Annotated in this window: 19 protein-coding genes, 1 pseudogene and 1 riboswitch; of the genes and pseudogenes, 17 read left to right on the top strand and 3 right to left on the bottom strand. The window is 62.3% G+C overall.

From position 1 onward, the window contains the following. Positions 1 to 181: 181 nt before the first annotated feature. Positions 182 to 637, bottom strand: coding sequence for a YybH family protein (locus NKH37_RS22675; RefSeq protein WP_051409569.1), 456 nt, complete (start codon positions 635 to 637; stop codon positions 182 to 184). A 1,149-nt stretch (positions 638 to 1,786) separates the two neighbouring features. On the opposite strand from NKH37_RS22675, the gene NKH37_RS22670 reads away from it, so the two are divergent. The 8 genes and pseudogenes from NKH37_RS22670 to NKH37_RS22635 form a co-directional block, all read left to right on the top strand. Further along, positions 1,787 to 3,331 (top strand): Fic family protein, encoded by a 1,545-nt coding sequence (locus NKH37_RS22670; protein ID WP_352589116.1) that lies wholly within the window; start codon positions 1,787 to 1,789, stop codon positions 3,329 to 3,331. A 182-nt stretch (positions 3,332 to 3,513) separates the two neighbouring features. Further along, positions 3,514 to 3,630: riboswitch (TPP riboswitch) on the top strand. Between the two features lie 103 nt (positions 3,631 to 3,733). Beyond that, complete coding sequence (gene thiC / locus NKH37_RS22665) at positions 3,734 to 5,569, top strand: phosphomethylpyrimidine synthase ThiC (RefSeq protein ID WP_353041382.1); 1,836 nt, start codon at positions 3,734 to 3,736, stop codon at positions 5,567 to 5,569. After that, positions 5,566 to 6,567 carry a glycine oxidase ThiO gene (gene thiO / locus NKH37_RS22660; RefSeq protein WP_023717066.1) on the top strand — a complete coding sequence of 334 codons (1,002 nt, stop codon included), beginning with the start codon at positions 5,566 to 5,568 and terminating at the stop codon, positions 6,565 to 6,567. The genes thiC and thiO overlap by 4 nt, the downstream gene beginning before the upstream one ends. After that, on the top strand, positions 6,536 to 6,733 hold the full coding sequence (gene thiS, locus NKH37_RS22655; protein ID WP_023717065.1) for a sulfur carrier protein ThiS: 198 nt from the start codon (positions 6,536 to 6,538) through the stop codon (positions 6,731 to 6,733). The genes thiO and thiS overlap by 32 nt, the downstream gene beginning before the upstream one ends. 3 nt (positions 6,734 to 6,736) lie before the next feature. Continuing rightward, positions 6,737 to 7,510 carry a thiazole synthase gene (locus NKH37_RS22650; protein WP_023717064.1) on the top strand — a complete coding sequence of 258 codons (774 nt, stop codon included), beginning with the start codon at positions 6,737 to 6,739 and terminating at the stop codon, positions 7,508 to 7,510. Then, a complete protein-coding gene (locus NKH37_RS22645) occupies positions 7,507 to 8,112 on the top strand; it encodes a thiamine phosphate synthase (protein ID WP_023717063.1) in 606 nt (201 codons plus the stop codon). Before NKH37_RS22650 ends, NKH37_RS22645 begins: the two co-directional genes overlap by 4 nt. Further along, the gene (locus tag NKH37_RS22640; protein WP_023717062.1) at positions 8,103 to 8,864 is read left to right on the top strand and encodes a hydroxymethylpyrimidine/phosphomethylpyrimidine kinase; all 762 of its coding nucleotides are present in this window, start codon (positions 8,103 to 8,105) and stop codon (positions 8,862 to 8,864) included. Before NKH37_RS22645 ends, NKH37_RS22640 begins: the two co-directional genes overlap by 10 nt. After that, positions 8,860 to 9,003, top strand: a pseudogene (locus tag NKH37_RS22635) (ribosome small subunit-dependent GTPase A); the annotation flags it as partial. The gene NKH37_RS22640 and the pseudogene NKH37_RS22635, both read left to right, overlap by 5 nt. A 228-nt stretch (positions 9,004 to 9,231) precedes the next feature. On the opposite strand, the gene NKH37_RS22630 reads toward NKH37_RS22635, so the two are convergent. After that, a complete protein-coding gene (locus NKH37_RS22630; RefSeq protein ID WP_352515843.1) occupies positions 9,232 to 10,509 on the bottom strand; it encodes a tyrosine-type recombinase/integrase in 1,278 nt (425 codons plus the stop codon). A gap of 716 nt (positions 10,510 to 11,225) precedes the next feature. Between NKH37_RS22630 and NKH37_RS22625 the strand changes: the two genes are divergently transcribed. From NKH37_RS22625 to NKH37_RS22600, 6 genes are all read left to right on the top strand, one after another. Then, on the top strand, positions 11,226 to 12,167 hold the full coding sequence (locus NKH37_RS22625; protein WP_353041380.1) for an ArdC family protein: 942 nt from the start codon (positions 11,226 to 11,228) through the stop codon (positions 12,165 to 12,167). A gap of 237 nt (positions 12,168 to 12,404) precedes the next feature. Next, a complete protein-coding gene (locus tag NKH37_RS22620; protein ID WP_023717058.1) occupies positions 12,405 to 14,525 on the top strand; it encodes a ParB/RepB/Spo0J family partition protein in 2,121 nt (706 codons plus the stop codon). A gap of 360 nt (positions 14,526 to 14,885) precedes the next feature. Beyond that, on the top strand, positions 14,886 to 19,244 hold the full coding sequence (locus NKH37_RS22615; RefSeq protein WP_023717057.1) for a strawberry notch family protein: 4,359 nt from the start codon (positions 14,886 to 14,888) through the stop codon (positions 19,242 to 19,244). Next, a complete protein-coding gene (locus NKH37_RS22610) occupies positions 19,244 to 20,290 on the top strand; it encodes a DUF7146 domain-containing protein (protein WP_023717056.1) in 1,047 nt (348 codons plus the stop codon). Before NKH37_RS22615 ends, NKH37_RS22610 begins: the two co-directional genes overlap by 1 nt. A gap of 312 nt (positions 20,291 to 20,602) precedes the next feature. Beyond that, positions 20,603 to 21,538 carry a DUF2493 domain-containing protein gene (locus tag NKH37_RS22605; protein WP_023717055.1) on the top strand — a complete coding sequence of 312 codons (936 nt, stop codon included), beginning with the start codon at positions 20,603 to 20,605 and terminating at the stop codon, positions 21,536 to 21,538. 785 nt (positions 21,539 to 22,323) lie between these two features. Further along, a complete protein-coding gene (locus NKH37_RS22600) occupies positions 22,324 to 22,653 on the top strand; it encodes a DUF736 domain-containing protein (protein ID WP_023717052.1) in 330 nt (109 codons plus the stop codon). Between the two features lie 194 nt (positions 22,654 to 22,847). On the opposite strand, the gene NKH37_RS22595 is transcribed toward NKH37_RS22600, so the two are convergent. Then, on the bottom strand, positions 22,848 to 23,063 hold the full coding sequence (locus NKH37_RS22595; protein WP_023717051.1) for a helix-turn-helix domain-containing protein: 216 nt from the start codon (positions 23,061 to 23,063) through the stop codon (positions 22,848 to 22,850). A gap of 126 nt (positions 23,064 to 23,189) precedes the next feature. Between NKH37_RS22595 and NKH37_RS22590 the strand changes: the two genes are divergently transcribed. From NKH37_RS22590 to NKH37_RS22580, 3 genes are all read left to right on the top strand, one after another. Next, positions 23,190 to 23,468: a DNA -binding domain-containing protein gene (locus tag NKH37_RS22590; RefSeq protein ID WP_023717050.1), complete on the top strand. Its 279-nt coding sequence runs from the start codon at positions 23,190 to 23,192 to the stop codon at positions 23,466 to 23,468. Positions 23,469 to 23,635: 167 nt separating this feature from the next. Then, positions 23,636 to 23,821, top strand: a complete 186-nt coding sequence (locus NKH37_RS22585) for a transcriptional regulator domain-containing protein (RefSeq protein WP_352483886.1) — start codon at positions 23,636 to 23,638, stop codon at positions 23,819 to 23,821. A gap of 46 nt (positions 23,822 to 23,867) precedes the next feature. Beyond that, entirely contained in the window at positions 23,868 to 24,392 is a 525-nt protein-coding gene (locus NKH37_RS22580) for a DUF2285 domain-containing protein (protein ID WP_352483885.1), read from the top strand. The last annotated feature ends 106 nt before the right edge of the window (positions 24,393 to 24,498 follow it).

Here is a 24,498-nt window from a genome sequence, read left to right as displayed (position 1 = left end):
GTTCTGCTGAGCTCGAATCTTACCGCCTCCCTGATCGGTAGCGCGATAGATCCAGAGCCGACTCGATGAGCAGACCCATCAAGTCTGTTCAATTTTGTTAATCAATTCAGTCACATCAACTATTGCCATGGACTTTCGTTGGAACTGTTGCAAGCCGCGCCGGCCTCACGGATCGCGGAATCTATTGGGCCGCACCTAAGTTCCAGATGTCCCGATGCAGGCGCCATGTCCCGTCGCCCCCTTTTTTCCAAACGACAATGTACTTGCCCGCAACGGTGGAAGGGGCACCGCCTTTGCTCGGCACACTGAGCGTAAATGCGCCAACTTCGTAGGCGAGATTCCCGCTCCCTTCCACTTCCAGCGCCTTCAGGGTGAGATTCTTCATCCCGGCCTTGATTGCGCCCTGCCAGAATTCTTCCACGCCCTTGCGGTCATCGACGCGTTTGCCGTCGGGTGGCAGCAGAGCGGCATCGTCGGTATACATTTGACCTACCGCTGCTGCGTTTCCGCTGTTGAAGGCGTCCATGAATTTTACCAACGCCGCTTCGATGTCCTCACGAGCCGAGTGGGCGGCCGCAGACAATGCAGACGAAAGAAGCAGCACAGCAGCAAATGCAAATGACTGAACCAGTCTCATTTCGTCCTCCCTTGCGTACCCGACATGCCCACCCGATGAATAGCGCCGACCCGAGGGCGCCGCGGCGTTCGATGGCTAGGCGCGGATTATATTAGACTTATCTGATATGACGGCGCAAGCGCAGCTGCGACCCTCTGAACGACCAGCGTAGCAGCTGCCGGAGAGCTTCAAAGCGGCGGCTACCGCCTCACTGCCCTCCTCGTCTCGACGAAAGAGTTCGTTCGAATGATGCTTTTCCGTGGCTTTGCTCGCAAGTTTTCGTCAGCCAGCGCAGGGCCTCCTCTTACGCTCGCTGGTCGTCAAGGCCCAGCGGCCACTAGCTGACAGTCCCCCCGCAGCCAAGCCGCTGGGCCCTCGACGTGGGGAACGAGCATTGGAGACGATGTCGCGCTTTCCGTTACAGCCCGAAGGCGGGTGACAGATGACCGTGTCAGCCTCTCCACCCGAGCTACGATTTCACGCATTCGATCAGGCACAGCTCTCTCGGGCTAGCGCGCCAAGCATGAGTTAGCTCCCGAATGAGCAGGTGCCACCCAGTTCAACTTCGGCCCTTGCGCGCGCAAAGTATTGGGCGAGATCGATCGGCAGTCCGGTCGGCAAATTGGGGCAGCGATGGCGAGAATGAATGCCAGGAACTTCCCTTCGGTGCCGCTTCGTCGATCTGTTTGCCGAGAAGACGCGCGCGCTGCGTGCCGTCCCCCATACCGCAGAGAACTCACTTCAGGTCACACACACACACACACGACGCCACCGAGATCCTGCATCAGTTTTCTACTCCGACGCCGCCACGTCACCAAGATCAGTCGCGAGCGTGATCGCGGCTATCAAATCGGGATCGCGCGCCGGAGCGCTCTATGAGTGAGCCCCGAACGGCGCGGTTCTCCTCGAGCAATCCGGCTCGACGTAAGGCGGGCCATCCGTGCCGGCCTCGTGACTAAGAGACGGGCGAATGGCGGTTCCTGGACTCACCTTTTTGTCATGAAGTCGCTTCCTTGAGCCGGTGGCGGAGTTCTTGCTTGATGACTCCAGCACCGTTTAGAATCGGTTTTCGGAAAATTTGTCTTGTGGCATCAATTTTCATGGAATAGGATCATTTTTCACAGGTGTTGGCCCAGCTGAACCAAAATTCGATGAAAGGATTCGCTTTTCATGCCTCCGGTGCAAGAGCACCAATTTTCAGGTCCTGTTACCGTTTTTCAGGAAATCCGCCTTCCTGAAACGGCGACCCCGGCCGGGTACAGCGCCCTGGTCGGAGCCTACAGGCTCGCCGTGCCCTTGCCCCGTAGGTTGTTCGCCACGGGCGAGCATCATCGCATTACCGAACGGGATGGCTGGCGGATCATGACCCCCCGCCACGCCCCAAATCCTACCCTCGAAGGCCACCTGACCTTTGCGCTCAAGTACGAGGGACTGGACCTTGCCGTCCTCAAGCGGCTGTTCCAAGTGACCGGTCCCACGCCGATCGAGGCGCTGGTCCGTGAAAGCCCGACCGGCAGTTATGCCCGCCGCATCTGGTTTTTATATGAATGGCTGAGGGGCGCCCGTATCGATCTGCCGGACGCGGCGGCCGGACGATACATTCCGGTTGTCGATCCCGAGCTGCAGTGGCCCGGACCCGACAAGACCGCTTCGCGCTACCGCGTAAGGGACAATCTCCCCGGCACGCGTGAGTTCTGCCCTCTGGTGTTCCGCACCAAGATTCTCGAAAAATTCATCGGCCTTGAACTACCGCGGCGCGCGGAGGCAATCGTAGCGGACGTGCCGCGCGACCTTCTTGCTCGGACCGCCGCCTTTCTTTTGCTCAAAGACTCGCGATCAAGCTATGCGATCGAGGGCGAGCGCCCGCCGCAAGATCGCATCCAGCGCTGGGGCCGCGCCATCGGCGAAGCCGGCCGCTGGCCGATCGATCGCGATGAGCTGCTGCGTCTGCAAAGAATTGTACTTGGCGACGCCCGTTTCGCAAGACTTGGCTTCCGAAAAGAAGGAGGTTTCGTCGGTGAGCATGACCGAGACAACGGCACGCCCTTGCCCGATCACATCAGCGCTCGGCCCGAGGACCTGCCGCGGCTAATCGATGGAATGGCGGCGTTCGATCAGGGCCCCGCGCAAAACCTTGATGCAGTCGTAGCCGCCGCAATCCTCGCCTTCGGCTTTGTCTACATTCACCCGTTCGAGGACGGAAACGGCCGCATTCACCGCTACCTAATCCACCACGTCCTTGCCATGCGCGGCTTCAATCCGCCGGGAGTGGTCTTTCCCGTCTCGGCCGCGATCCTGGACCAGATCAACGAGTACAGGGGCGTGCTCGAGAGCTATTCGCAGCGCCTTCTGCCATTGGTGGAATGGGAACCGACGCCGCAATTCAACGTCCGGGTGCTGAATGACACCGGTGATTTCTACCGGTTCTTCGATGCAACCCCGCACGCCGAATTCCTCTATGCCTGCGTTCAGCGGACGATCGAACGGGACCTTCCCGAGGAAACCGCATTTCTGCAGCGCTACGATCAGTTCCGGCAGCAGGTGGACGCCTTTATTGACATGCCCGAGCGGTTGACCGATCTGCTCTTCCGTTTTCTTCACCAGAATGATGGACATCTATCGAACCGCGCGCGCGAAAAGGAATTCGCCACGCTGACCAGTGACGAGGCAGGAAGAATCGAGGCGATCTACGCGCAAACCTTTGGTGCCCATTGAAGGTGTGATCATCAGGATCGATTTTTAGTCCGACGGTTTGTAATTCCCTTGTCCCTGCCTTCATCTCCGAGGCTTGACTTGTCGCCGAGACATGCACGATTTTTTCCGCACGGTCTGACCGGCCGCCGATCAGCCGCGGCCAGAACGCGCTTGACAAACCGGAGCCGTCCCGTCCAACCTCACGCATTCACCAGGGGAGTCCCGGCAAGGGGCTGAGATACTGCTGGCATTCGCGGCGCAGTGACCCGTTGAACCTGATCCAGTTCATACTGGCGTAGGGACGGTGCAAGCGCTTGCGGGAGTTTACGCCCGAGGTCCTGTTTCGGCAGGTCGACAGAAGCGTCTTTTCATCCTCCCGGCACAGAACTGGGTCTCCAATGCAACGAGCAAAGGAGCCTCAAGATGAATGCCCTCACCCCCGCCGTCTCGACGGGACCGCTGCCCGCCTCACGAAAAATCCACAAGCCCGGTGCCATCCACCCGCAGATCAGGGTGCCGATGCGCGAAATCTCCGTCCATCCGACGGCCGGCGAACCGCCCGTCACCGTCTACGATCCGTCCGGCCCCTATACAGACCCGACTGTCGAAACCAGCATCGAAAATGGCCTTGCACGGCTTCGCCACGAATGGATTACGGCGCGCGGCGATGTCGAGGCCTATGACGGCCGCCATGTCCGGCCGGAGGACAACGGATTCGCGACGGGCGAACGCCTGACGCCGGAATTTCCCATTCGCCATCGACCGCTCAGAGCCAAAGCAGGCAAGGCGGTGACGCAGCTTGCCTATGCGCGCGCCGGCATCATCACACCCGAAATGGAGTTCGCCGCCATCCGCGAGAACCTTGGTCGCGAGATCCTGCACGGCAAGCTTGAGCGCGACGGCGAGGCTTTCGGCGCGACACTGCCCGATTTCGTCACGCCGGATTTCGTGCGTGATGAGGTGGCGCGCGGACGCGCAATCATTCCCGCCAACATCAACCATCCCGAGAGCGAGCCGATGATCATCGGTCGCAATTTCCTGGTCAAGATCAACGCCAACATCGGCAACTCCGCCGTCACATCGTCGATGGCTGAAGAGGTCGAAAAAATGGTGTGGGCGATCCGCTGGGGCGCAGACACGGTGATGGACCTGTCGACCGGCCGCAACATCCACAACATCCGCGACTGGATCGTCCGCAACGCGCCGGTTCCGATCGGCACGGTGCCGCTCTATCAGGCGCTCGAAAAGGTCGGCGGCATCGCCGAGGACCTGACCTGGGAGGTCTACCGCGACATGCTGATCGAACAGGCCGAACAGGGCGTCGACTATTTCACCATCCATGCGGGCGTGCGGCTGCACTACATCCCGCTGACCGTTGACCGGGTCACTGGCATCGTCTCGCGCGGTGGCTCGATCATGGCCAAATGGTGCCTGCATCATCACCGGGAAAGCTTCCTCTACGAACATTTCGCCGAGATCTGCGACATTTGCCGCGCCTATGACGTGTCCTTTTCGCTGGGCGACGGCCTTCGTCCTGGCTCGATCGCCGACGCCAATGACGCAGCACAATTCGCCGAGCTGGAGACGCTCGGCGAGCTGACACAGATCGCCTGGGCGAAGGATTGCCAGGTAATGATCGAAGGCCCCGGCCACGTGCCGATGCACAAGGTCAAGGAGAACATGGACAAGCAGCTCGCCGTCTGCGGCGAGGCGCCGTTCTATACGCTTGGGCCGCTGACGACCGACATCGCGCCGGGCTACGACCACATCACCTCCGGCATCGGCGCGGCGATGATCGGTTGGTTCGGCACCGCCATGCTCTGCTACGTCACGCCCAAGGAGCATCTCGGCCTTCCCGATCGCAACGACGTCAAGATCGGCGTGATCACCTACAAGATAGCCGCCCATGCCGCCGACCTGGCAAAAGGTCATCCGGCGGCGAAAGTCAGGGATGATGCCCTTTCCCGCGCGCGCTTCGAATTCCGCTGGGAGGACCAGTTCAACCTGTCGCTCGATCCCGAAACCGCGCGGTCCTTCCACGATCAGACCTTGCCCAAGGAGGCGCACAAGCTGGCGCATTTCTGCTCGATGTGCGGGCCGAAATTCTGCTCGATGCGAATTTCCCACGACATCCGCACCGAAGCGCAGAAGGAGGGCATGGCGGCGATGGCGGCGAAATACCGCGAGGGCGGCGATCTCTACCTGCCGGCGGACGAGACCGGCGCACCGCTCATACCTCAGCCACGTGAGCCATCATGAAGGTGCTGGTCAAAGGGGCCGGCGTTGCCGGCCTCACCGCCGCCTTCGAGCTCGCCGCACGCGGCGCGGCGGTTTCCGTTGCCGAGACAAGGCCTGGCCTTGGGGGCAATGCGTCGTGGTTCGCCGGCGGCATGTTGGCGCCATGGTGCGAGCGCGAAAGCGCCGAGCAGCCGGTGCTGGATCTCGGGCGCGGTGCCGCCGACTGGTGGGATGCCGCAACCCCCGGCCAGGTGACGCGGGCCGGAACGCTGGTCGTGGCCGCGCCGCGCGATGCGGGCGAGATCGACCGCTTCGCCAGCCGCACCTCGGGCCATCGGCGTGTCGATGAAGACGAAATTGCGCTCCTGGAGCCCGACCTCGCCGGCCGCTTCCGGCGCGGATTGCTCTTCTCCGACGAGGCGCATCTCGACCCGCGTCAGGCGATGGCAGCGCTTCATGACAAGCTCGCAGCCATGGGTGTCGAGTTTCACTTCGGCACCGAGGTCTGGCATGTTTTTGGTTTCGATCATCAGATCGACTGCACGGGAATGGCAGCCATCGATGACCGGCTACGTGGCGTTCGCGGCGAAATGCTGATCCTGCGCACGCCCGACATCTCGCTGTCGCGCCCGGTCCGGCTGCTTCATCCGCGCTTTCCGCTCTATGTGGTGCCGCGCACCGGCCAGTGTTTCATGGTCGGTGCGACCATGATCGAGAGCGGGTCCGCCGAGCCGGCCACGGTGCGTTCGATGATGGAGCTTCTGGGTGCCGCCTATGCCCTCCATCCGGCATTCGGCGAGGCCGGGATCGTTGAAACCGGTGTCGGCGTCCGTCCTGCTTTTCCCGACAATCTGCCGCGTGTCGAGGCACATGGAAGCACCGTCGCAGTCAACGGGCTTTATCGCCATGGCTTTCTTCTCGCCCCTGCCATGGCGCGCCAGGCGGCCGACCTGGTCTTCCATCAAGACGGAACGAAGGAGCTTGCTCATGAAACTGACGGTCAACGGCAAAGTGCATGAGGTTGCAGCCACCACGCTGGCCGAGCTGCTTGCGGCGCTCGACTATGAAGGCGATTGGCTGGCAACGGCCGTCAACAGCGAACTCGTGCACAAAGCCAACCGGGCGGAATTCCGGTTGAGCGACGGCGACCGGATCGAAATCCTCTCACCGATGCAGGGAGGCTAGGCCATGTTCGATCTTCTCGGAACGTCGCTTGCCTCCCGCCTGCTTCTCGGCACCGCTCAATATCCATCGCCGGCCATCCTTGCCGAGGCCGTCAAGGCGTCGGGCGCTTCGGCGGTAACCGTCTCGTTACGCCGTGAGATGGCAGGCGGCGGGGCCGGCGAACAATTCTGGTCGTTGATCCGCTCGCTCGGCGTCAGAATCCTGCCCAACACTGCCGGCTGCCACTCCGTCAAGGAAGCGGTCACGACCGCGAAGATGGCGCGCGAAGTTTTCGGCACCAACTGGATCAAGCTCGAAGTGATCGGCAACCACGACACGCTGCAGCCGGACGTGTTCGGGCTGGTCGAGGCCGCCCGCATCCTGTGCGAGGACGGTTTTGATGTATTCCCCTATACCACCGACGATCTTGTCGTCGCCGAGCGACTGCTGGAGGCGGGCTGCCAGGTTCTGATGCCGTGGTGTGCACCGATCGGTTCCGCCCTCGGGCCGATCAACATTCCGGCGCTGCGCTCGATGCGCGCACATTTCCCAGGCGTTCCGCTGATCGTGGATGCGGGGCTCGGACGGCCGTCGCACGCGGCAACCGTCATGGAGCTCGGCTTTGACGCCGTACTCCTGAACACCGCAGTCGCCAAGGCGGCCGATCCGGTCGGCATGGCGCGTGCGTTCGGCAAGGCGGTCGAGGCCGGTCGTGAAGCTTTCAACTCGGGAATGCTCGAACCGCAGGACGTCGCCGTGCCGTCGACGCCGACAATTGGCAGGGCAGTTTTTTCATGAAGCTCGACCCCTTCTACCTGATCGTCGACAGCGCCGCCTGGATCGAACGGCTGGTGCCGCTTGGCGTCAAGCTGGTTCAGTTGCGCATCAAGGATAGGGACGAGGCCACGTTGCGGACGGAAATCCGCCGCGCGAACGGCGTCTGCGCGGTCCATGGTTGCCAACTGATCGTCAACGACCATTGGCGGCTCGCCATTGAGGAAGGCTGCGACTTCGTCCATCTCGGCCAAGAGGATTTGGCTGCGGCCGACCTGCTGGCGATTAAGTACCCCGGATTGAAGCTTGGGCTCAGCACGCACGATCATCTCGAACTGGAAACGGCCATCGCTGCCGAGCCCGACTATATCGCGCTCGGCCCCATCTATCCCACCGTCCTGAAGCAGATGAAATGGGCGCCGCAAGGGCTCGAGCGGATCAGCGAGTGGAAGCATCGGGTGGCGCCGATCCCATTGGTCTCCATCGGCGGCCTCAACCCCGACCGGCTCGACGGTGTCTTCGAGGCTGGTGCGGACAGCGCCGCGGTGGTCACCGACATCACCTTGAATGCCGATCCCGAAGCGCGCACGCGAGAATGGATCGAAAAGACAAAGCCATGGCGCTGAGGCGAGAACCGCATGTGCTCGTGGTCGGCGGATCAGACTCCAGCGGTGGGGCTGGAATTGCACGCGATATCGAGACGATCTCTTCCATTGGCGTGCGCACCTGCCTCGCTGTCACCGCGCTCACAGTGCAAACGCACGACGCCGTACTGGAAATCCTTCATTCGCCACCAAGCCTGGTGGCTGATCAGATGCGCGCCGCGCTGCAGGCCAACGAAGTGGCGGCAATCAAGATCGGCATGCTCGGAACAGCCGAGACCATCGCTGCGGTTGCCGCCGTACTGCGCGAAAATCGACAGGTGCCGGCAGTACTCGATCCAGTGCTGGCCTCCACCTCAGGCCGGGCGCTCTTACAGGCAGCCGCTATCGCTGTCATGAAGCGCGATCTGATGCCGCTTTGCTGCCTTGTCACGCCCAACCTTCCCGAACTGGCGCACCTTATTGGCTCCGAACTGGCAGTGGATGAGGACGATGCGCTCCGACAAGGACAAAGACTGTTGGCCGCCGGCCCTCAGGCCCTGCTGATCAAGGGTGGGCATGCCTCGGGACTCCGATCGACCGATATTTTATTACGCTCCGATCATGAACCCATCCACGTCGATACACCGCGCCTTGCCACATCAATGCGCGGAACAGGTTGCATACTGGCCAGCGCGATTGCGGCGCATCTGGCGAAGGCGAAGCCGCTTGAAGACTGCGTGCGCGAAAGCAAGCGGGTTGTCTTCGCCACGTTTCAGAGGAATGGAGCAGAATGAACCCGGCTATGCGGTACAAGCAGCTTTGGCCGCTAGTATGCTGGATCCTGAGCGTCTTGCTCGCTGGCGCAAACTCTTAGACGAAAATCGCAACAACACGGCGGTTCGAACCGGACCTCGTGGAAGCAATTCGGCCGCGGTCGCAGCGATCATTCATGAAGGAGGAGAGCTGGTCCTCTTGTTTCGAGGGGATCGGCAGCTCGTAGTTCGCAGTTTCGTTCAGTCCGGGGAGTCGGAGTGGATTCGAACGGCGTGACCGCCCAACCCAAATTAGAGAAAGTGGTGCGGGTGGCAGCGTGAACCTGCGACCCCATCGTCCCGAACGATGTGCGCTACCAGCAAAGCCGCAGCTTTTTGGGCCCGATCGTCACGCTTGCTTCGCAATGATCGCGTTTCCTTTCGAGCTTTGGGTGGGAAACATAGGGCCCCCCCTGCCGAGTTCATGTTTCATTGTCATCTGTCCTGAGACCGATTTCGTCGCCTCGGCGGCGACCTGCTTCTTGGCGATCTTCTCGGCGGCGTCTGCCTGGAAGTCGGGATGATGGTGGCCATAAGTATCGATCAGGACATCCACGGTGATGCCCAGAAAGCCCGCCGCCTGCCACATGTCGGCGCCGGCCCGCATCAGCCAGGTCGCAGCGGTGTGGCGAAGCGTGTGCGAAGTGACGTCGGGACCGAGGCCGGCTGCCTCGCGAGCTCTCCTGAAGCTCTTCTTTACCGACACCACCGGCTTTCCATTCCATTCCACGACAAAATCTTGCGATATTTTTCGGCCGATATTTGCGCTTTTGCCGCGCGCCTTGGTTCTGATATCGAGATCCGTGCACGCCCAGCGGCGGAGGTGAGCCAATAGCCGGTCCGGCAGGCGCACGGGCGGCTGGCGTTTTTTGGTCTTCTTTGCGCCATCGGCACGGCGGTAAAAGATGCCGCGGTCAAGGTCCACATAACCACGCCCTTTGGTTGGACGGACGGCGGCGCCGCAGACTGCGGCAGAGCGTGTTCCTGTATAAAGCGCGACAAGCATGAAGCGGGCGAGGTGTCGTCCGGTACGCCGGCCGCTCTCCTGGCCCTTCCATTTCTGCTTCATACGCCAAGCTGCCCAGATGAGAGCGGCCGCTTCACTGCGCGTCAACCAGCGCTCGCGTGCACCAGCCTTGTCGGGCAGGACAATCGTCGGTGCGGCAGTCGTGTAACCTTCCCTGCGATAGTAGTTGATGGCTGCACGAAAATCCTCGAGTTGGCGGCGCGCAACGGCTTCTGTGGGACAGGACGCGGCGTAGTCGCGGCAGAGTTTGCCGTTAATAGCGGCGAGGGTCTTTTCACCGAAGAAATCGAGGATGTTGTCCAGCCGAGCCGCCGTCTCTTCCGGCGCGGCATGCTTCGGTGCAACCTCTCTCAGGTAGACGCTGACGACATCGGCTATCAAGACATCTTCGGCACCGCGCGCTCGGTGGTACTTGCTGGCGATGTAGACCGCGAGCGCCTTTTCAGCTTCAGGTCCTGGATGGCCCTTTTCGCCGCTGCCAGCGCTGATGAACGTTGTTCGATCGCGGATAAACCATCCAGCTTTGTTTCGGAGTGTTCCGTCCTTTTTCCAGCTTTCGCCGCGCCAGACGAGGCGTGGCCCTTTCGACGCCCGCGGCATAGTTCCCTCATTCTGGTGATCGCCAGCAAGGTGACGTACTCCTTTCCTGCGATTAGCTCGGTTTCAAGTCGGCCGGCGTCACGTTCCTTGCGTAGGCCTGCTGCGCACATCGAGCCATCGGGAAAGGCAATTCGTGCTGCAATCGCGACGCGCAGGGGCGTGGTCTCGTCGAATTGGTCGGGGATTTTCAAAACGGAGCCCTCAGCCAATCTCTATGGTCCGATAGTTTCGCTCGGAAACAGACGGATCGCGGTTCGCATTGAGCACACTTTTCTGTCTCGCCATTCCGGATGCCCTGCCGCACGATCTTTTCTCTGAATATACGGCTGCGAAAAGCGCCGACTGGAGCGCCTGCGGCAAAGATGCTCCTTTGACCTGCTAATCGGAACGGTTGCGCTGACGCGCACTCCACGAGCCTTTCGGCTGGCTCCCCACTTCCGTGGCCGGTGGAACCGCTCCTGACTGGCTTCGGCTGTCTGTGCGGCTTCCGTTTTCATGGACTCACTGCCGGGTCGCTTGGGCCTACTCCCGTGCGCCCGGCTTAGTGGGTTCTGCTGATCGCCTCACGCTGCGGTTTCGAATGGTGTCTTCCACCTCGGAGTTGGTCGGCAACCGAAATCTTCATTTGAGTTCATAAAGTTGGAGGGCCGCGCTTGGCGCACTGACGGGTTGAAGGCTGGGAGAGAGGCTCCCGGCGCCCGGCGCGGAGACTCGCAATGACCAAGCATCGGCACCAAGCTGCCCCGACGCGGGCCAGCATATATGAGGACATCACCAGCAAGATCATCGGCGAGCTGGAGGCCGGTCGGCTGCCCTGGGTTCAGCCATGGGGAATGGCAGCTGCGAAGGCGCCGCTCGCCATGCCGAAGAACGCCGCCACCGACCGGCAATACTCTGGAATCAATGTCCTGATCCTCTGGGGTTCGGTGATCGAGCAGGGCTTTTCAGGACAGAGCTGGCTGACCTTCCGCCAGGCGCTCGCGCTTGGCGGTAGCGTCCGCAAGGGTGAGCATGGAACGACAGTCGTCTACGCCCATCGGTTCGTGCCCGACGACGAGAAAAAGCGTACCCGCGAAACCGGCGAGCAAGCCCGATCGATCCCATTCCTCAAACGCTTCACGGTGTTCAACGCCGCGCAGTGCGACGGGCTGCCCGACGATGTTGCGATGGCCACGCACCCGCCCCTACCCGGCCTGATCGAGCCGAAGGTCGAGAGGCTGATCAAGCAGACGGGGATCGATTTCCGGGTTGGTGGCAGCCGCGCCTTCTACGCTCCGGCCCACGATTATGTGCGGGTCCCGCCACCCCAAGCCTACTTCGAGCCGATCAATTGGCACCGGACCGCCCTGCATGAACTCGGGCACGCCACCGGTCATGCCTCACGCCTCAACCGGGATTTGTCTGGTTCCTTCGGCACCAAGAAGTATGCCTTCGAAGAGCTGGTTGCCGAGATATGTGCGGCTTTCTGTTGCGCCTCGCTGGGCATCACGCCGACCGTGCGTCACGCCGACTATATCGGCTCGTGGCTGGAGGTGCTGCGCGAGGATAACCGTGCGATCGTTCGCGCCGCCTCTCTGGCAAGCAGGGCTGCGGATTATCTCTTGGGTTTTTTGCCGGACAAAGTGGCCGCTGACGACGATCGGCGGGAGGCAGCGTAATGGCCGCCCGCTTCCAGTTCGGCGTCTTCCTGCGGATGCGTTCATGACCGAAGTCTGCCTCGATGCCGGACCCCGCTGCGGCGAAGTCGTTGCAGAGCGCCAGGACCGACCTGCTGCTCCGCGACAAGTGTCGCGTGGCTGCCGAGCACATCAGAGGGCGAGGAGTGACGGAATTCTCATGACGGGTTTGGAGGTCGAGAGAGAGGCTCTCGGCCGCCCGTCGCGGAGTACATCCCGATGGCTACTGCCGTTCAGAAGATCACCCTGTCGTCCTCGCGCGACATTCCGTTCAACAAGCTGGTGCTCTCCCAGTCCAATGTCCGGCGCGTCAAGGTCGGCATCTCGATCGAGGATCTTGCGGCCTCGATCGCCCGCCGCGGCTTGATCCAGAGCCTCAGCGTCTTGCCCGTCGTCGACAGCGACGGTAACGAGACTGGCATGTTTGAGGTGCCTGCCGGAGGCCGGCGCTTCCGCGCGCTTGAGCTGCTGGTGAAGCAAAAGCGCCTCGCCAAGACCGCCCTCGTGCCCTGTGTCGTGCGCGCCCGTCACAGCGCGATCGTTGCCGAGGAGGTGTCGCTCGCCGAGAACATTGAGCGAGCGCCGCTGCACCCGCTCGATCAGTTTCGCGCCTTCCAGGACATGCGCCAAAAAGGCATGAGCGAGGAGGAGATTGCCGCAGCCTTCTTCGTGCCGGTCAACGTTGTTAAGCAACGGCTTAGGCTGGCTTCTGTCTCCCCAGTGCTGCTCGATGTGTATGCCGATGACGGGATGACGCTGGAGCAACTCATGGCTTTCACGGTCTCTGAAGACCGCGCTCGCCAGGAGCAGATCTGGGAGGCAATCAGGGATGCCTGGTCGAAAGAGCCCTATCAAATCCGGCGCATGCTGACCGAAACGACGGTGCGCGCCTCCGACAAGCGCGCCGTCTTCGTGGGGACCGACGCCTATGAGGCCGCGGGTGGTATCGTCATGCACGACCTGTTCCAGTCGGATGACGGCGGCTGGCTGCAGGATGCAGCGCTGCTGGACCGCCTGGTCACAGAGAAGCTCAAGGCGGTTGCCCAGGAAGTTGCAGCCGAGGGTTGGAAGTGGGTCGAGGTCGCCATCAGCTTCCCCTACGACGCAACGCGTGGGCTGTATCATCTGCAGAGTGATCCGCTCGATCTCTCTGCCGAGGAGCAGGCTACCATCGATGCCCTCAACGCCGAGCATGCCAAGCTTGAAACCGAATATGAGGGTGCTGACGAGCTGCCCGAAGACGTCGATCAGCGACTCGGTGAAATCGAGACCGCGCTCGCCAATTTCGACAAGCGCCCAAGGCAATTCGATCCGGCCGACATCGCCGTCGCCGGCGCGTTCGTCAGCATCGACACTGACGGCTCACTCTCGGTCGACCGCGGCTTTCTCCGGCCTGAGGACGTGCCGCTGATGTCATTTGACGGCGCGAATGAATCGAAAAGGGACGGCAGGTCCGGAGCTGCCGACAGCTCGTCGGTGCACCGTGCCGTTGTCACCATTGGCGGCCAGGCTGTCGAGTGCGAGGAAGACGAGGACGATGCGGTCAAGCCCCTGCCGGACCGACTGATGACAGAGTTGACCGCACACCGGACACTGGCGTTGCGCGATGCGGTTGCCGGCAACCCTCACGTCGCCATGACAGCGCTCTTGCACAAGCTGGTCACTGACACGTTCCAGCACCGCACCACGAACGGGTGCCTGGAGGCCTCGATCCGTCACGTCTTCTTCCCTCTGCAGGCAGGTGACCTGAAGGACAGCCCCTCGGCGAAATCGGTGGCCGAACGCCATGAGGGCTGGAAATCGGACCTGCCGACCGAGGACGATGCACTTTGGGACTGGATCGCCTCACTTGATGAGACCAGCCGCGCGGCGTTGCTCGCCCATTGCGTCAGCTACGGCGTGAACGCGCTCCACGAGAAAGGCGACCGCTATGGCGGCGCTGTCTCGGCACACGGCGTTCGGCAGCGGATCGCGCAAGCTGATCGACTGGCACGCGCGGTCGGTCTCGATATGGTTGACGCCGGCTGGACACCGACAGTCGAAAACTATCTCGGCCGCATCACCAAGTCCCGCATTCTCGAGGCGGTGCGAGAGGCGAAGGGCGAACAGGCCGCGCAGCTAATCGAGCATCTGAAAAAGGGAGATATGGCGAAGGAAGCCGAGCGCTTGCTGACCGATAGTGGCTGGCTGCCCGAGCCGCTGCGCCTGGTCGACCTCGACGGCAGCGCTGGCGCTGATAACGGCGCCGGCACCGACGGCTATGGGGAAGAGCTGCCCGAATTCCTCTCAGACGACGATGCGCAGATTGAAGACAGCGAACCGCACATGGCCGCTGAATAGATCGCCTCGCGCGGAGCGGGTTCGGCCCGCTCCGCGCCCTTTCCTACCGCTGCCGGACGCTCACTTTCTCAGACACGGGCAAAGCTAATTGGCCGCTTCAGCCGCGTCCTTCTCGCTCGGCGGCTGCTGCCCCGCCGTCCCCACTGCGTGCCAAGATATCGCCCCGGGCTGCCAACCGCGTTGCCGCTGTCGTCGTTGGGCTGACGGCGGGTAGCGGCGCAGCGCCTGGATCGAAGAAGGATCGTTATCGGCAGGACCGCAGTCCAGAGGGGAGAGGCCGGCCAGGGCGGATTTGAGCCGGATTGGTCGAGAGAGGGCCGCCCGGTTCATTCCCGTTCCGCTCTCCTCGAGGTTTTCTCCATGTTTAATGTTTCTTCGAAGACTGCCGCTCCGGCAGTGCCGCTTCCGCTTGTCTCATCCCCGGCTGTCGAACCAGCTGCCGCCATCCACAGCGCGGCGCAGTTTCTTCTGCCCCATCTCGAACGCGGTCAGCGCGTCGACGTCTCGAGCCTTCGCTCGGCCATGGAAGCTGCCTTCGGTGCCTCCGATGCGTCCGGCGCATGGGACTGGAAATCAGCCTATGACGCTTGCGAAGTCGCGACGGTGCTGTTCCTGCGCAAATACGGAAAGTCGCTTTTCCGCAAAGCCGGTTCTGCGGCCGCCGCACTTCCGATGCTGGGCAAGATCGCCGGCCTGTTCCCAACTCACACGCGCCGCTCCGAAGAGACCGAAGCGCTTCAGCAGTTCAGCACCCCCATTCCGCTCGGTCTGGCGGCCGTTACTGCCGCGGCAATCACCCCTGCCGACCGCGTGCTTGAGCCCTCCGCCGGCACCGGGTTACTTGCTATTCTGGCCGAGATCAGCGGCAGCACGTTGCTGCTCAACGAACTGGCCGAGGCCCGCGCCGGGCTTCTCTCATTGCTCTTTCCGGCCATCCCCGTCACTCGCTTCAACGCAGCGCAGATCGATGATTGTCTCGATCCCGGCATTGCACCAAGCGTCGTGCTGATGAACCCGCCGTTCTCGGTGCTTGCTAACGTCAGCGGCCGCGTGTCCGACGCTGCCTATCGTCACGTCGCCTCTGCGCTGGCCCGGCTCGCCGAGGGCGGGCGGCTTGTCGCAATCACTGGCGCAAATTTTTCCCCAGAGCTGCCCATCTGGCGCGAGTCCTTCGTCAGGCTCCAGGAGCGCGGTCGCGTCGTGTTCACCGCCGCGATCGACGGCGCCGTCTACGCCAGGCATGGCACCACCGTCGAGACCCGGCTGACCGTCATCGACAAACTGCCGGCCGACAAACGAGGCACCCTTCCAGCATCGGCCGGCATGGCGCCCGATGTCGCCACACTGATCGCCTGGATTGACAAGCATGTTCCCGCGCGACTGCCGGTCAGCGCTTCGGCTTTCGTGCCCGCCGTCAAGGCGACGGGGCCCACCGCGCGCGGCGTGCGCGGCTATCTCGCCAGATCCGCCGGTCCCACTCCGGTGCGCAGCCTTGCCGAGCCGGAAGGCACCGCGCTTGCTTACGAGACATTGGACTGGACGCCTGCCGAAAGTAGGCGCATCACCGATGGCATCTATGAGGAGTACGGGTTGCAGGCGATCCGCATTCCGGGCGCCCATCCGCATCCGACCAAGCTGGTCCAATCGGCGGCAATGGCATCCGTTGCCCCGCCGAAGCCGAGCTACCGGCCGATTCTTCCTGCCAAGGTTGTCAGCGACGGCCTCTTGTCCGACGCGCAGCTAGAAACAGTCATCTATGCCGGCGAGGCCCATTCGGAGTTCCTCACCGGTTCCTGGACGGTGGACGACACCTTCGACCTTGTCTCTGCCGCGCGCGACGATGCCGCGCACGCCGTGCGATTCCGCCGGGGCTTCATGCTCGGCGACGGGACGGGCGCCGGCAAGGGCCGCCAGTCAGCAGGCATCATCCTGGACAGTTGGATGCAGGGCCGCCGCAAGGCGATGTGGATCTCCAAATCCGACAAGCTGATCGAAGACGCCCAGCGCGACTGGTCTGCTCTCGGCATGGAGCGCCTGCTGGTCACGCCGCTGTTGCGGTTCCCGCGGGGCAAGGCCATCCGCCTCGATCAAGGGGTCCTATTCACCACCTACGCCACGCTGCGCTCCGACGAACGCGGTGAGAAGATCTCGCGCGTGCGGCAGATCGTCGAATGGTTGGGCACCGACTTCGACGGAGTGATCATTTTCGACGAGAGCCACGCTATGCAGAACGCGGCAGGCGGGAAGGGAGAACGCGGCGACGTCGCCGCCTCACAGCAGGGACGCGCCGGGCTCCGCCTCCAAAACGCCCTGCCGAACGCCCGCGTCGTCTATGTCTCGGCGACGGGAGCAACCACCGTCCACAACCTCGCCTACGCGCAGCGTTTGGGCCTGTGGGGTGGCGACGATTTGCCCTTTGCGACCAGGGCCGAATTTGTCGAGACGATCGAGGCTGGCGGCGTTGCCGCCATGGAAGTGCTGGCCCGAGACCTCCGCGCAATCGGTCTCTATACGGCCCGATCGCTCTCGTACGATGGTGTCGAATACGAGCTGGTCGAGCACCAGCTTACCTCCGAGCAGACCCGCATCTACGACGCCTATGCCGGAGCGTTTAGCGTCATTCATAACAATCTCGACGCCGCGATGCGGGCCGCCAACGTCACAGGCGAGACCGGGACACTGAACCGTCAGGCAAAGTCGGCTGCACGTTCGGCTTTCGAGAGCACGAAACAGCGCTTTTTCGGCCATTTGCTCACCGGCATGAAGACGCCGACCCTGATACGCTCGATCGAGCGCGATCTCCATCAAGGCCATGCCGCCGTCATCCAGATCGTCTCGACCGGCGAGGCGCTGATGGAACGGCGCCTCGCGGAAATTCCAACCGAGGAATGGAACGACGTTCGCGTCGACATCACGCCGCGCGAATATGTCCTCTCGTATCTGCAGCATTCCTTCCCCGTGCAACTCTACGAGCCGTTCACCGACAGCGAAGGCAATTTGTCGTCACGTCCGGTCTATCGTGACGGCCAGCCCGTCGAGAGCCGCGAAGCGGTCGCCCGCCGCGATCACCTCATCGAGCAACTCGCTTCACTCGCCCCCGTCCCGGGGGCACTCGATCAGATCGTACAGCGCTTCGGCACCGACCTCGTAGCGGAAGTGACAGGCCGGTCGCGCCGCATCGTGCGCAAGACCAGCACTCGAGGCATCGATCGCCTTGTCGTCGAAAACCGCGCCGGATCGGCCAATCTCGCCGAGGCACAGGCATTCATGGATGACTGCAAGCGCATATTGGTGTTTTCCGACGCCGGTGGCACTGGCCGCAGCTATCACGCTGATCTCACTGCGAAGAACCGCCGCCTTCGAGTTCACTATCTGCTCGAGCCGGGCTGGAGGGCCGATGCCGCCATCCAGGGCTTGGGGCGCACCAACCGCACGAACCAGGCGCAGCCGCCGCTGTTCCGGCCGGTTGCGACCGATGTGAAGGCTGAGAAGCGCTTTCTCTCGACGATAGCCCGGCGCCTCGACACATTGGGCGCCATTACGCGCGGCCAGCGCCAGACCGGCGGCCAGGGCCTATTTCGCCCTGAGGACAATCTGGAGTCGCACTATGCCCGGGACGCGCTGCGGCAGCTTTACCTGCTGCTGGTTCGCGGCAAGGTGGACGGCTGCTCACTCCAGATGTTCGAGGAAGCGACCGGCCTAACACTGACGGATTCCACCGGCATCAAGGACGAGCTGCCGCCGATCACGACCTTCCTCAATCGGCTGCTGGCGCTTACCATCCCGCTTCAAACCGCCCTGTTTACGGCCTTCGAGCAATTGCTGAATGCGAAAATCGAGGGCGCCATCGCCTCCGGTGCCTACGACATCGGCTTGGAAACACTGCGTGCGGAGAGCTTCGTCGTCACCGAGCGACGCGTCATCCATGTCCATGCCGCCACCGGTGCGGAAACGCGACTGCTGACCATCGCCCAGCGCAAGCGCAACCGACCCGTTTCACTTGCCGATGCCCTTGCTCAGCTTCACGATCCCCGCGCGAAGCTCCTGGTCAACAACCGATCCGGCCGCGCCGCCGTACAGGTGCCAGCGCCAGCGCTGATGCTCGACAACGGCGAGATCGAATGGCGAGTCCGGCTGATCCGGCCGATGGAGCACCATCAGGCCTCATTGAAGATGATGGCGGAGAGCCACTGGGTTGAGGCTGAGCAGGCTGCATTCGCTGACGCCTGGAGTGCCGAGACGGCTGACGTGCCCGAATTCACGGACAGCACTATCCATGTCGTTGCCGGCATGCTGCTGCCGATCTGGAAGCGTCTGCCCAGGGAATTCTCACGTGTGTACCGGCTCCAGACTGACGATGGCGAGCGCATCATCGGTCGTCAGGTCCCGCCAGCATGGATCGCGGGCGCACTGGCAACAAGCTCGCCTTCGATCACAGCCAGTGATGCTTTCGTTGCGCTTCTGGGCGGTCGAACGATCCTCGACCTCGTCGATGGTCTGCAGCTTCGGCGCAGCCGCCTCATGGGCGTCAGCCGAATCGAGCTGACGGGCTTCAACGACACAATGCGTGACCGTCTTTCGGCTTACGGCCTCTTCCGAGAGATCATCTCCTGGAAGCTGCGCATGTTCGTGCCCGCCGACGCATCTGGACCCGCAATTCTGGGCAAGTTGCTGAAGGGTTATCCAGTCCAGCGCATCGACACGCGGGAGGATGCGTGATGGCCCGCCACGATGCGTCAGAACTGGCGCACCGCCTCGGCCGGCACGCTGAGGCGGTTTGTCGCTACTATCTTTCGAACGGGCATCGCGAGGGCCGCTACTGGCTTGTCGGCGATGTGCAAAACACGCCGGGCCGCTCAATGTTCGTGCGGCTCGTCGGGTCAGCGAACGGAAAAGGAGCCGCCGGCAAGTGGGCCGATGCGGCGACTGGCGAGCATGGCGACCTTCTAGACGTCATTCGCGAAAGCCGCGGCTTCAGCAACTTCAAGGACGTTGCGAATGAAGCAATGACGTTTCTCGGCTTGCCGCATCCCGAACCAGAGCAGATTTCTCCCCGGCCGAAATCGGTAGACACGCCATCCGGATCATCGGAAGCAGCGCGTCGGCTGTTTGCGATGTCGCAGCCGATTGCGGGTACGGTCGTAGAGGCGTATCTGCGCAACCGCAGCATTGCCGCTTTGCACGGGACCGAAAGCCTGCGTTTTCACCCGCGCTGCTACTACCGGCCCCACGAACATGCGCCGACTGAGACCTGGCCGGCGATGATCGCTTCCGTCACCGATCTCGACGGCCATTTGACTGGCGCACATCGCACCTGGCTTGATCCTTCCGGCAGGGGCAAGGCACCGGTCGGTACGCCGAAGCGCGCGATGGGCGATCTTCTCGGTCACGCGGTTCGCTTTGGCCTGCCGGGCGACGTCATGGCGGGCGGCGAAGGCATCGAGACCGTCTTGTCGCTTCGGTGCATCCTGCCCGATATGGCTATGGCAGCGGCACTCTCGGCAGCCCATCTCGCTGCCATGCTGTTCCCCCTCACGCTGAGACGGCTCTACATCGTGCGCGATGCCGATCCAGCCGGCGACAGCGCGCGTGACACCTTGATCAAAAGAGCGAATGCTGCCGGGATTGAGGCGATCGTGCTCTCGCCGGCACTTGGAGACTTCAACGAAGATCTCTGTACGCTTGGCGTGGATGATCTTCGAGCACGCGCGCGTGTCCAGCTCGCCCCGCAGGACATCGCCCGTTTCATGGCAGTGGCGGGATAATTCGAAACGAACAACCTGTCCGCTGTCGCTTGCATCGCTCGAATGCCCCCCGAAGTCGGAGAGAACCGCGCCTGCGGGCCTTCGAGAGGGCGATCGGCCAGCAAACGACCCGGACCCGCAATGTCTTCGGCCGACTATTTTCCGGCGCGCTCCCAAGGGAGCGCTTTCCATCGCGAAGCAAAATAGCCGGCCTTCCCCCTCCTCCGCTGACACTCCGGCCCTTCGCTTCGCTGCGGGTGCAGGTCCGTCCCGTCCGCCGGCTTCCGTCGCCATGAAGGCCGCGAGGTCGCGGTCCAACCGGCGGAGCATCTAATGAGCGAGCATGACGACTACGAACCACAGCACTCGTCTTCACCCATCGACCAAGTCCTCACCGAACTCCAGCTCTATGGCTACCGACCCTTCGCAGATGAGCCTGATCCTCGACCGCTTCCAGAGGGGCACTGCGTCGCCGGCGCGATCGCTGACATCTTCGACGCCCTCATCGTGGCACTGCAAGACAGTCGCCTCGAGCCCGATCTCGACGATCTTCTGTGGTCGACCGTCAACATCTTTCACCGCGCCGCAGATCGAATCGAGCGCGAACTCGACCACAACGAGCAGGCGCAACGCCGCAGCCAGCGTGAGCAAGACGGCAGCGAAGTGAAATCCGTCGAGCTGGAACACCTGACAGCCGAAGGGCAGACGCTGATCGAACGCCAATGCGCCTTCGAACTGATGCGTGATCAGGCCGCGGAGCACTACGAGCGCCACACCGGATCAAGTTGGCGACCGCGCAGCGGATCGATGGTCAACCACCGCAACCTGACCTCTGCGCTGATCGACAGCCGCGACTTTCTCAGCGCCAAGAAACGCGCCTCGCAGGAAGTCCTTCTGCCACCTGGCCCGAAAATCGCCTTCACCGCTGGGCTCGACTTCAATGACCACCAGCTGATCTGGGCCAAGCTCGACCAGGTCCACGCCCGGCATCCAGACATGGTCTTGATGCACGGGAAATCGCCGAAGGGTGGCGAAAAGATCGCCTCCTGTTGGGCAGACCATCGCAAGGTACCCCAAATCGGCTTTGCCCCTGATTGGACAAAGCATGCCAAAGCCGCCCCGTTCAAGCGCAATGACGCAATGCTGGAGTTGCTGCCGATAGGCGTCATCGTCTTTCCCGGGACCGGAATTCAGGACAATCTTGCTGACAAGGCAAAAAAGCTCGGCATCCCAGTCCTCGACTTCCGCCCCAAGGGAGGCGGCGCGTAAGCGCTGCCCGCCCCTACCCTTTTTTCGATTGTACGATACGGCCGCGATGGGGCAGCGCGGCGCCGCCCGTCTTATGCGATACTCAAGTCCGCGCCCTAGCAAAGGCGCGCGACGCCGTCACGCTTGCCGTCAACGTTTCAGCTGCGTCGCAGCTGGCATCACAGCTGCGAATAACGACGCCTGTTCAACCGAACAGGGGCTGGATCTGGGCGAACTCACCGAACAACCGGCGTGGGCAGGATGCTTGTTTCTGACCGGCCGTCGCATTGTTAGCGTTGTCGCTGACACGGCATGGCGCGACGCACAGCTCGAATCCACCACGGCGTGCCGTCTCGTTCCAAAGATCGCGGATATCCGGCGATGCACGTCAGCCGTGACTTGAACCGTGTCTTAAGCGCGGTGCTGACAACAGCTTGCGACTCGCGATGCCTGTACAGAGGAGCATCGACGCCGCTGATCGTCGTAGCCGGGATTTCGCCAGCGACGGTATCGCCAGGTTCTCCGTTGATGTCTCTATCTGGTGGGCCGCTCCAAACGGCCTCTTTAATGGGCTGATCTGGCCGAAGGTCGGCTGCGCCTCGATCGCCTAAGCCGCAATGGCGCCGATCGACTTTCTTCCCCTGCCGGCTACGCCGTCATTCCTCGCCAAACAACAAAGTCGCCTGGCTGCCATCCTCCGCTGGCGCTGCGGTCGCAAGCGATGCGGCGTCGATCGCCCCCGGCCCGCCGATCGCCATCGAGGCCGCAACGGTGCGGGCTCGAAACAGAGTTCAAGGAGAAAACTCATGGCGATAATCGGAACCTTCAAGAGGGCCGGCAACAACGAGTTCACCGGCGAAATCGTGACCCTCTCGCTCCAGACCAAGAACGTCCGGGTCGTGCCCGAGACCAACCGCTCTGGCGACAGCGCCCCCAGCCACCGTGTCTTCGTCGGGCAGGTCGAGATCGGCGCCGCATGGTCCAAGCGCTCCAATGACGGCCGCGACTATCTCGGCATGAAGCTGGACGATCCGAGCTTCACTGCTCCGATCTACGCCAACCTCTTCAACGATGAGGAAGGCGAAGGCTTCAGCCTCATCTGGTCCCGCCCCAACGGGCGCCGCAACGCCGAGTAAGGGCCCGACCAAGGCTCCGCCCGGACGAACAGGGCGGGGCCGATCTCCTTTCATCCGACAAGTTGAGCGCAGTCGCTGCGCAACGAGCTCCGTCGGACTGTGGGGCGACTACCGGTCGTGTTCGCGACTGGAGACTTCATTCTTGCATGTTGCCTCGCCGATCATCGAAAATTCGCGGTGCTTCCCGCGTCAACTCACGGTGCCGATTTTCTGATCAACTCGCAAGGCTCCACATTCAGCGCAGTGGCGATCCTCCCAAGAACACTGATGCTGGCCGAGACCCGAGCGCGCTCGATCGATCCCACGTAACGCATGCTCAGTCCAGAGCGGGCGGCCAGTTCCTCCTGCGTCACGTTCTGGTCATGGCGCAGACGACGCATGTTGGCCGCCATGATCTCCTTGAGATTCATGACGGATTAGGGACCAGAAAGGGAACTATCGTTCTAGGAATGATCGTTCCTATTCGCTATGATTGGTGCTCGATCTAAAGGACGGCTCCTTCGAGATCGCGATCGAAATATGAACGGTCAAATACCATGCTTAAACCGCTGCTCGATCCTGATGTCGCCGACATTGCGCCGGATGCCCCGGTCCTGACCGGCTATGACGAGGAGCGTCTGCTCACCTACATTCGCCTGCTTGATGCGGCAGCGGAAGATGCCGATTGGCAGGAGGTGGCCAGGATCGTCTTGCATATAGACCCGGAGCAGGAGCCGGAACGAGCGTTCCGGTCCTGGGAGACCCATCTTGCTCGCGCGCGATGGATGACGACCAGCGGCTACCGATATCTTCTCGCTGGCGGCGCTCCGCACTGACGCGACCGGCGCTCCACCTTGCTGAATCGGCATAATGGTTTGCCGATTCTCCAACTATCCAACTTCCTTATCCCCCTGAATGTTGACGCCGACGCCTCACATCCGGGTACGCGGGGAGGACAGGAGCAGTGCAAGGCGATTGGACCGATCCGGCGGCGTATGCACATATGTGCAGCTACCAGGCTACGGAGTTCGCTGCCGAGTATCTGATCCGGAATGACGAATTCGTGGCAGAGTGCAGCCAGCTTGCATCGCAATCCGCTGGTTCTGGAGAACCTGCCGGTCAGCCCGATCTCGCCGCCCGTTGGGGCGCGCGATTTCAAAACTGCCGCTGCCGGACTTCCGAAAGCTGACAATATCATCTGGACGGAACAGGCCTCGCCGCGCGTGCTCCGGGTCATGCGGGTACCTGCATCCCACCAGACAGTTCAACCTTCCAGCCTTGGCGGAGCCAGCGTTTGGCCGCAGGACGAAGGCCTTCACATTATTTGGTCTACCTTAATTGGGAAAAGTCATCTCGTCGCTGACGACCGCGCCGGTGAATTCAACGCTATCCTTCTGCCGCTCGACGCTGCATTCGAGACGCGGCTCGATGCAGCGCGCCGGTTCTGGCGCGCACTGAACGGCCGGGCAGCCAGTCCATCTTACGGCGCGCTGCCGCAACAGACCAAGACCAGGCATATCCTCAATTTACGCGCACATGATGGTCAACGCACGGGTGCAACCTATCGTCAGCTCGCGGAGGTGCTGTTTTCGCAAGAGCCGATTGTGCCCCGAGATTGGCGTGATCATCATCTCCGCCACAAGGTCCGAGCTATCTTACGCCGTGCAGCTTTTTTTGTCGCCGGCGGCTATCGCGATCTTCTCTTCTACCCCCACAACCGCAGCGAAAGGTCCGGCCGCCGAAGTCCTTCTTCGGGGTAGCAAAAACGCACCCCCCATCTTTGCCCTCCCTCGCCTTTCCTCATTTCGATCATGGTCCACTTCGCGCGTCCCGGCAGGCCAGGACGACAGCAGAACCGAATGGAGA

It is taken from the genome of Mesorhizobium sp. M1217 (genome assembly GCF_040318275.1).
Classification (GTDB): domain Bacteria; phylum Pseudomonadota; class Alphaproteobacteria; order Rhizobiales; family Rhizobiaceae; genus Mesorhizobium.
Note: the sequence above shows the minus strand (reverse complement) of the source record. Positions and strands in the feature narration are given on the sequence as shown.

What these genes read in the sequence shown, in the direction of transcription:
- NKH37_RS22675 (WP_051409569.1), bottom strand. Translation starts at nt 637, where the DNA reads ATGAGACTGGTTCAGTCATTTGCATTTGCTGCTGTGCTGCTTCTTTCG.
- NKH37_RS22670 (WP_352589116.1), top strand. Translation starts at nt 1,787, where the DNA reads ATGCCTCCGGTGCAAGAGCACCAATTTTCAGGTCCTGTTACCGTTTTT.
- thiC (WP_353041382.1), top strand. Translation starts at nt 3,734, where the DNA reads ATGAATGCCCTCACCCCCGCCGTCTCGACGGGACCGCTGCCCGCCTCA.
- thiO (WP_023717066.1), top strand. Translation starts at nt 5,566, where the DNA reads ATGAAGGTGCTGGTCAAAGGGGCCGGCGTTGCCGGCCTCACCGCCGCC.
- thiS (WP_023717065.1), top strand. Translation starts at nt 6,536, where the DNA reads ATGAAACTGACGGTCAACGGCAAAGTGCATGAGGTTGCAGCCACCACG.
- NKH37_RS22650 (WP_023717064.1), top strand. Translation starts at nt 6,737, where the DNA reads ATGTTCGATCTTCTCGGAACGTCGCTTGCCTCCCGCCTGCTTCTCGGC.
- NKH37_RS22645 (WP_023717063.1), top strand. Translation starts at nt 7,507, where the DNA reads ATGAAGCTCGACCCCTTCTACCTGATCGTCGACAGCGCCGCCTGGATC.
- NKH37_RS22640 (WP_023717062.1), top strand. Translation starts at nt 8,103, where the DNA reads ATGGCGCTGAGGCGAGAACCGCATGTGCTCGTGGTCGGCGGATCAGAC.
- NKH37_RS22630 (WP_352515843.1), bottom strand. Translation starts at nt 10,509, where the DNA reads ATGCCGCGGGCGTCGAAAGGGCCACGCCTCGTCTGGCGCGGCGAAAGC.
- NKH37_RS22625 (WP_353041380.1), top strand. Translation starts at nt 11,226, where the DNA reads ATGACCAAGCATCGGCACCAAGCTGCCCCGACGCGGGCCAGCATATAT.
- NKH37_RS22620 (WP_023717058.1), top strand. Translation starts at nt 12,405, where the DNA reads ATGGCTACTGCCGTTCAGAAGATCACCCTGTCGTCCTCGCGCGACATT.
- NKH37_RS22615 (WP_023717057.1), top strand. Translation starts at nt 14,886, where the DNA reads ATGTTTAATGTTTCTTCGAAGACTGCCGCTCCGGCAGTGCCGCTTCCG.
- NKH37_RS22610 (WP_023717056.1), top strand. Translation starts at nt 19,244, where the DNA reads ATGGCCCGCCACGATGCGTCAGAACTGGCGCACCGCCTCGGCCGGCAC.
- NKH37_RS22605 (WP_023717055.1), top strand. Translation starts at nt 20,603, where the DNA reads ATGAGCGAGCATGACGACTACGAACCACAGCACTCGTCTTCACCCATC.
- NKH37_RS22600 (WP_023717052.1), top strand. Translation starts at nt 22,324, where the DNA reads ATGGCGATAATCGGAACCTTCAAGAGGGCCGGCAACAACGAGTTCACC.
- NKH37_RS22595 (WP_023717051.1), bottom strand. Translation starts at nt 23,063, where the DNA reads ATGAATCTCAAGGAGATCATGGCGGCCAACATGCGTCGTCTGCGCCAT.
- NKH37_RS22590 (WP_023717050.1), top strand. Translation starts at nt 23,190, where the DNA reads ATGCTTAAACCGCTGCTCGATCCTGATGTCGCCGACATTGCGCCGGAT.
- NKH37_RS22585 (WP_352483886.1), top strand. Translation starts at nt 23,636, where the DNA reads ATGTGCAGCTACCAGGCTACGGAGTTCGCTGCCGAGTATCTGATCCGG.
- NKH37_RS22580 (WP_352483885.1), top strand. Translation starts at nt 23,868, where the DNA reads ATGCGGGTACCTGCATCCCACCAGACAGTTCAACCTTCCAGCCTTGGC.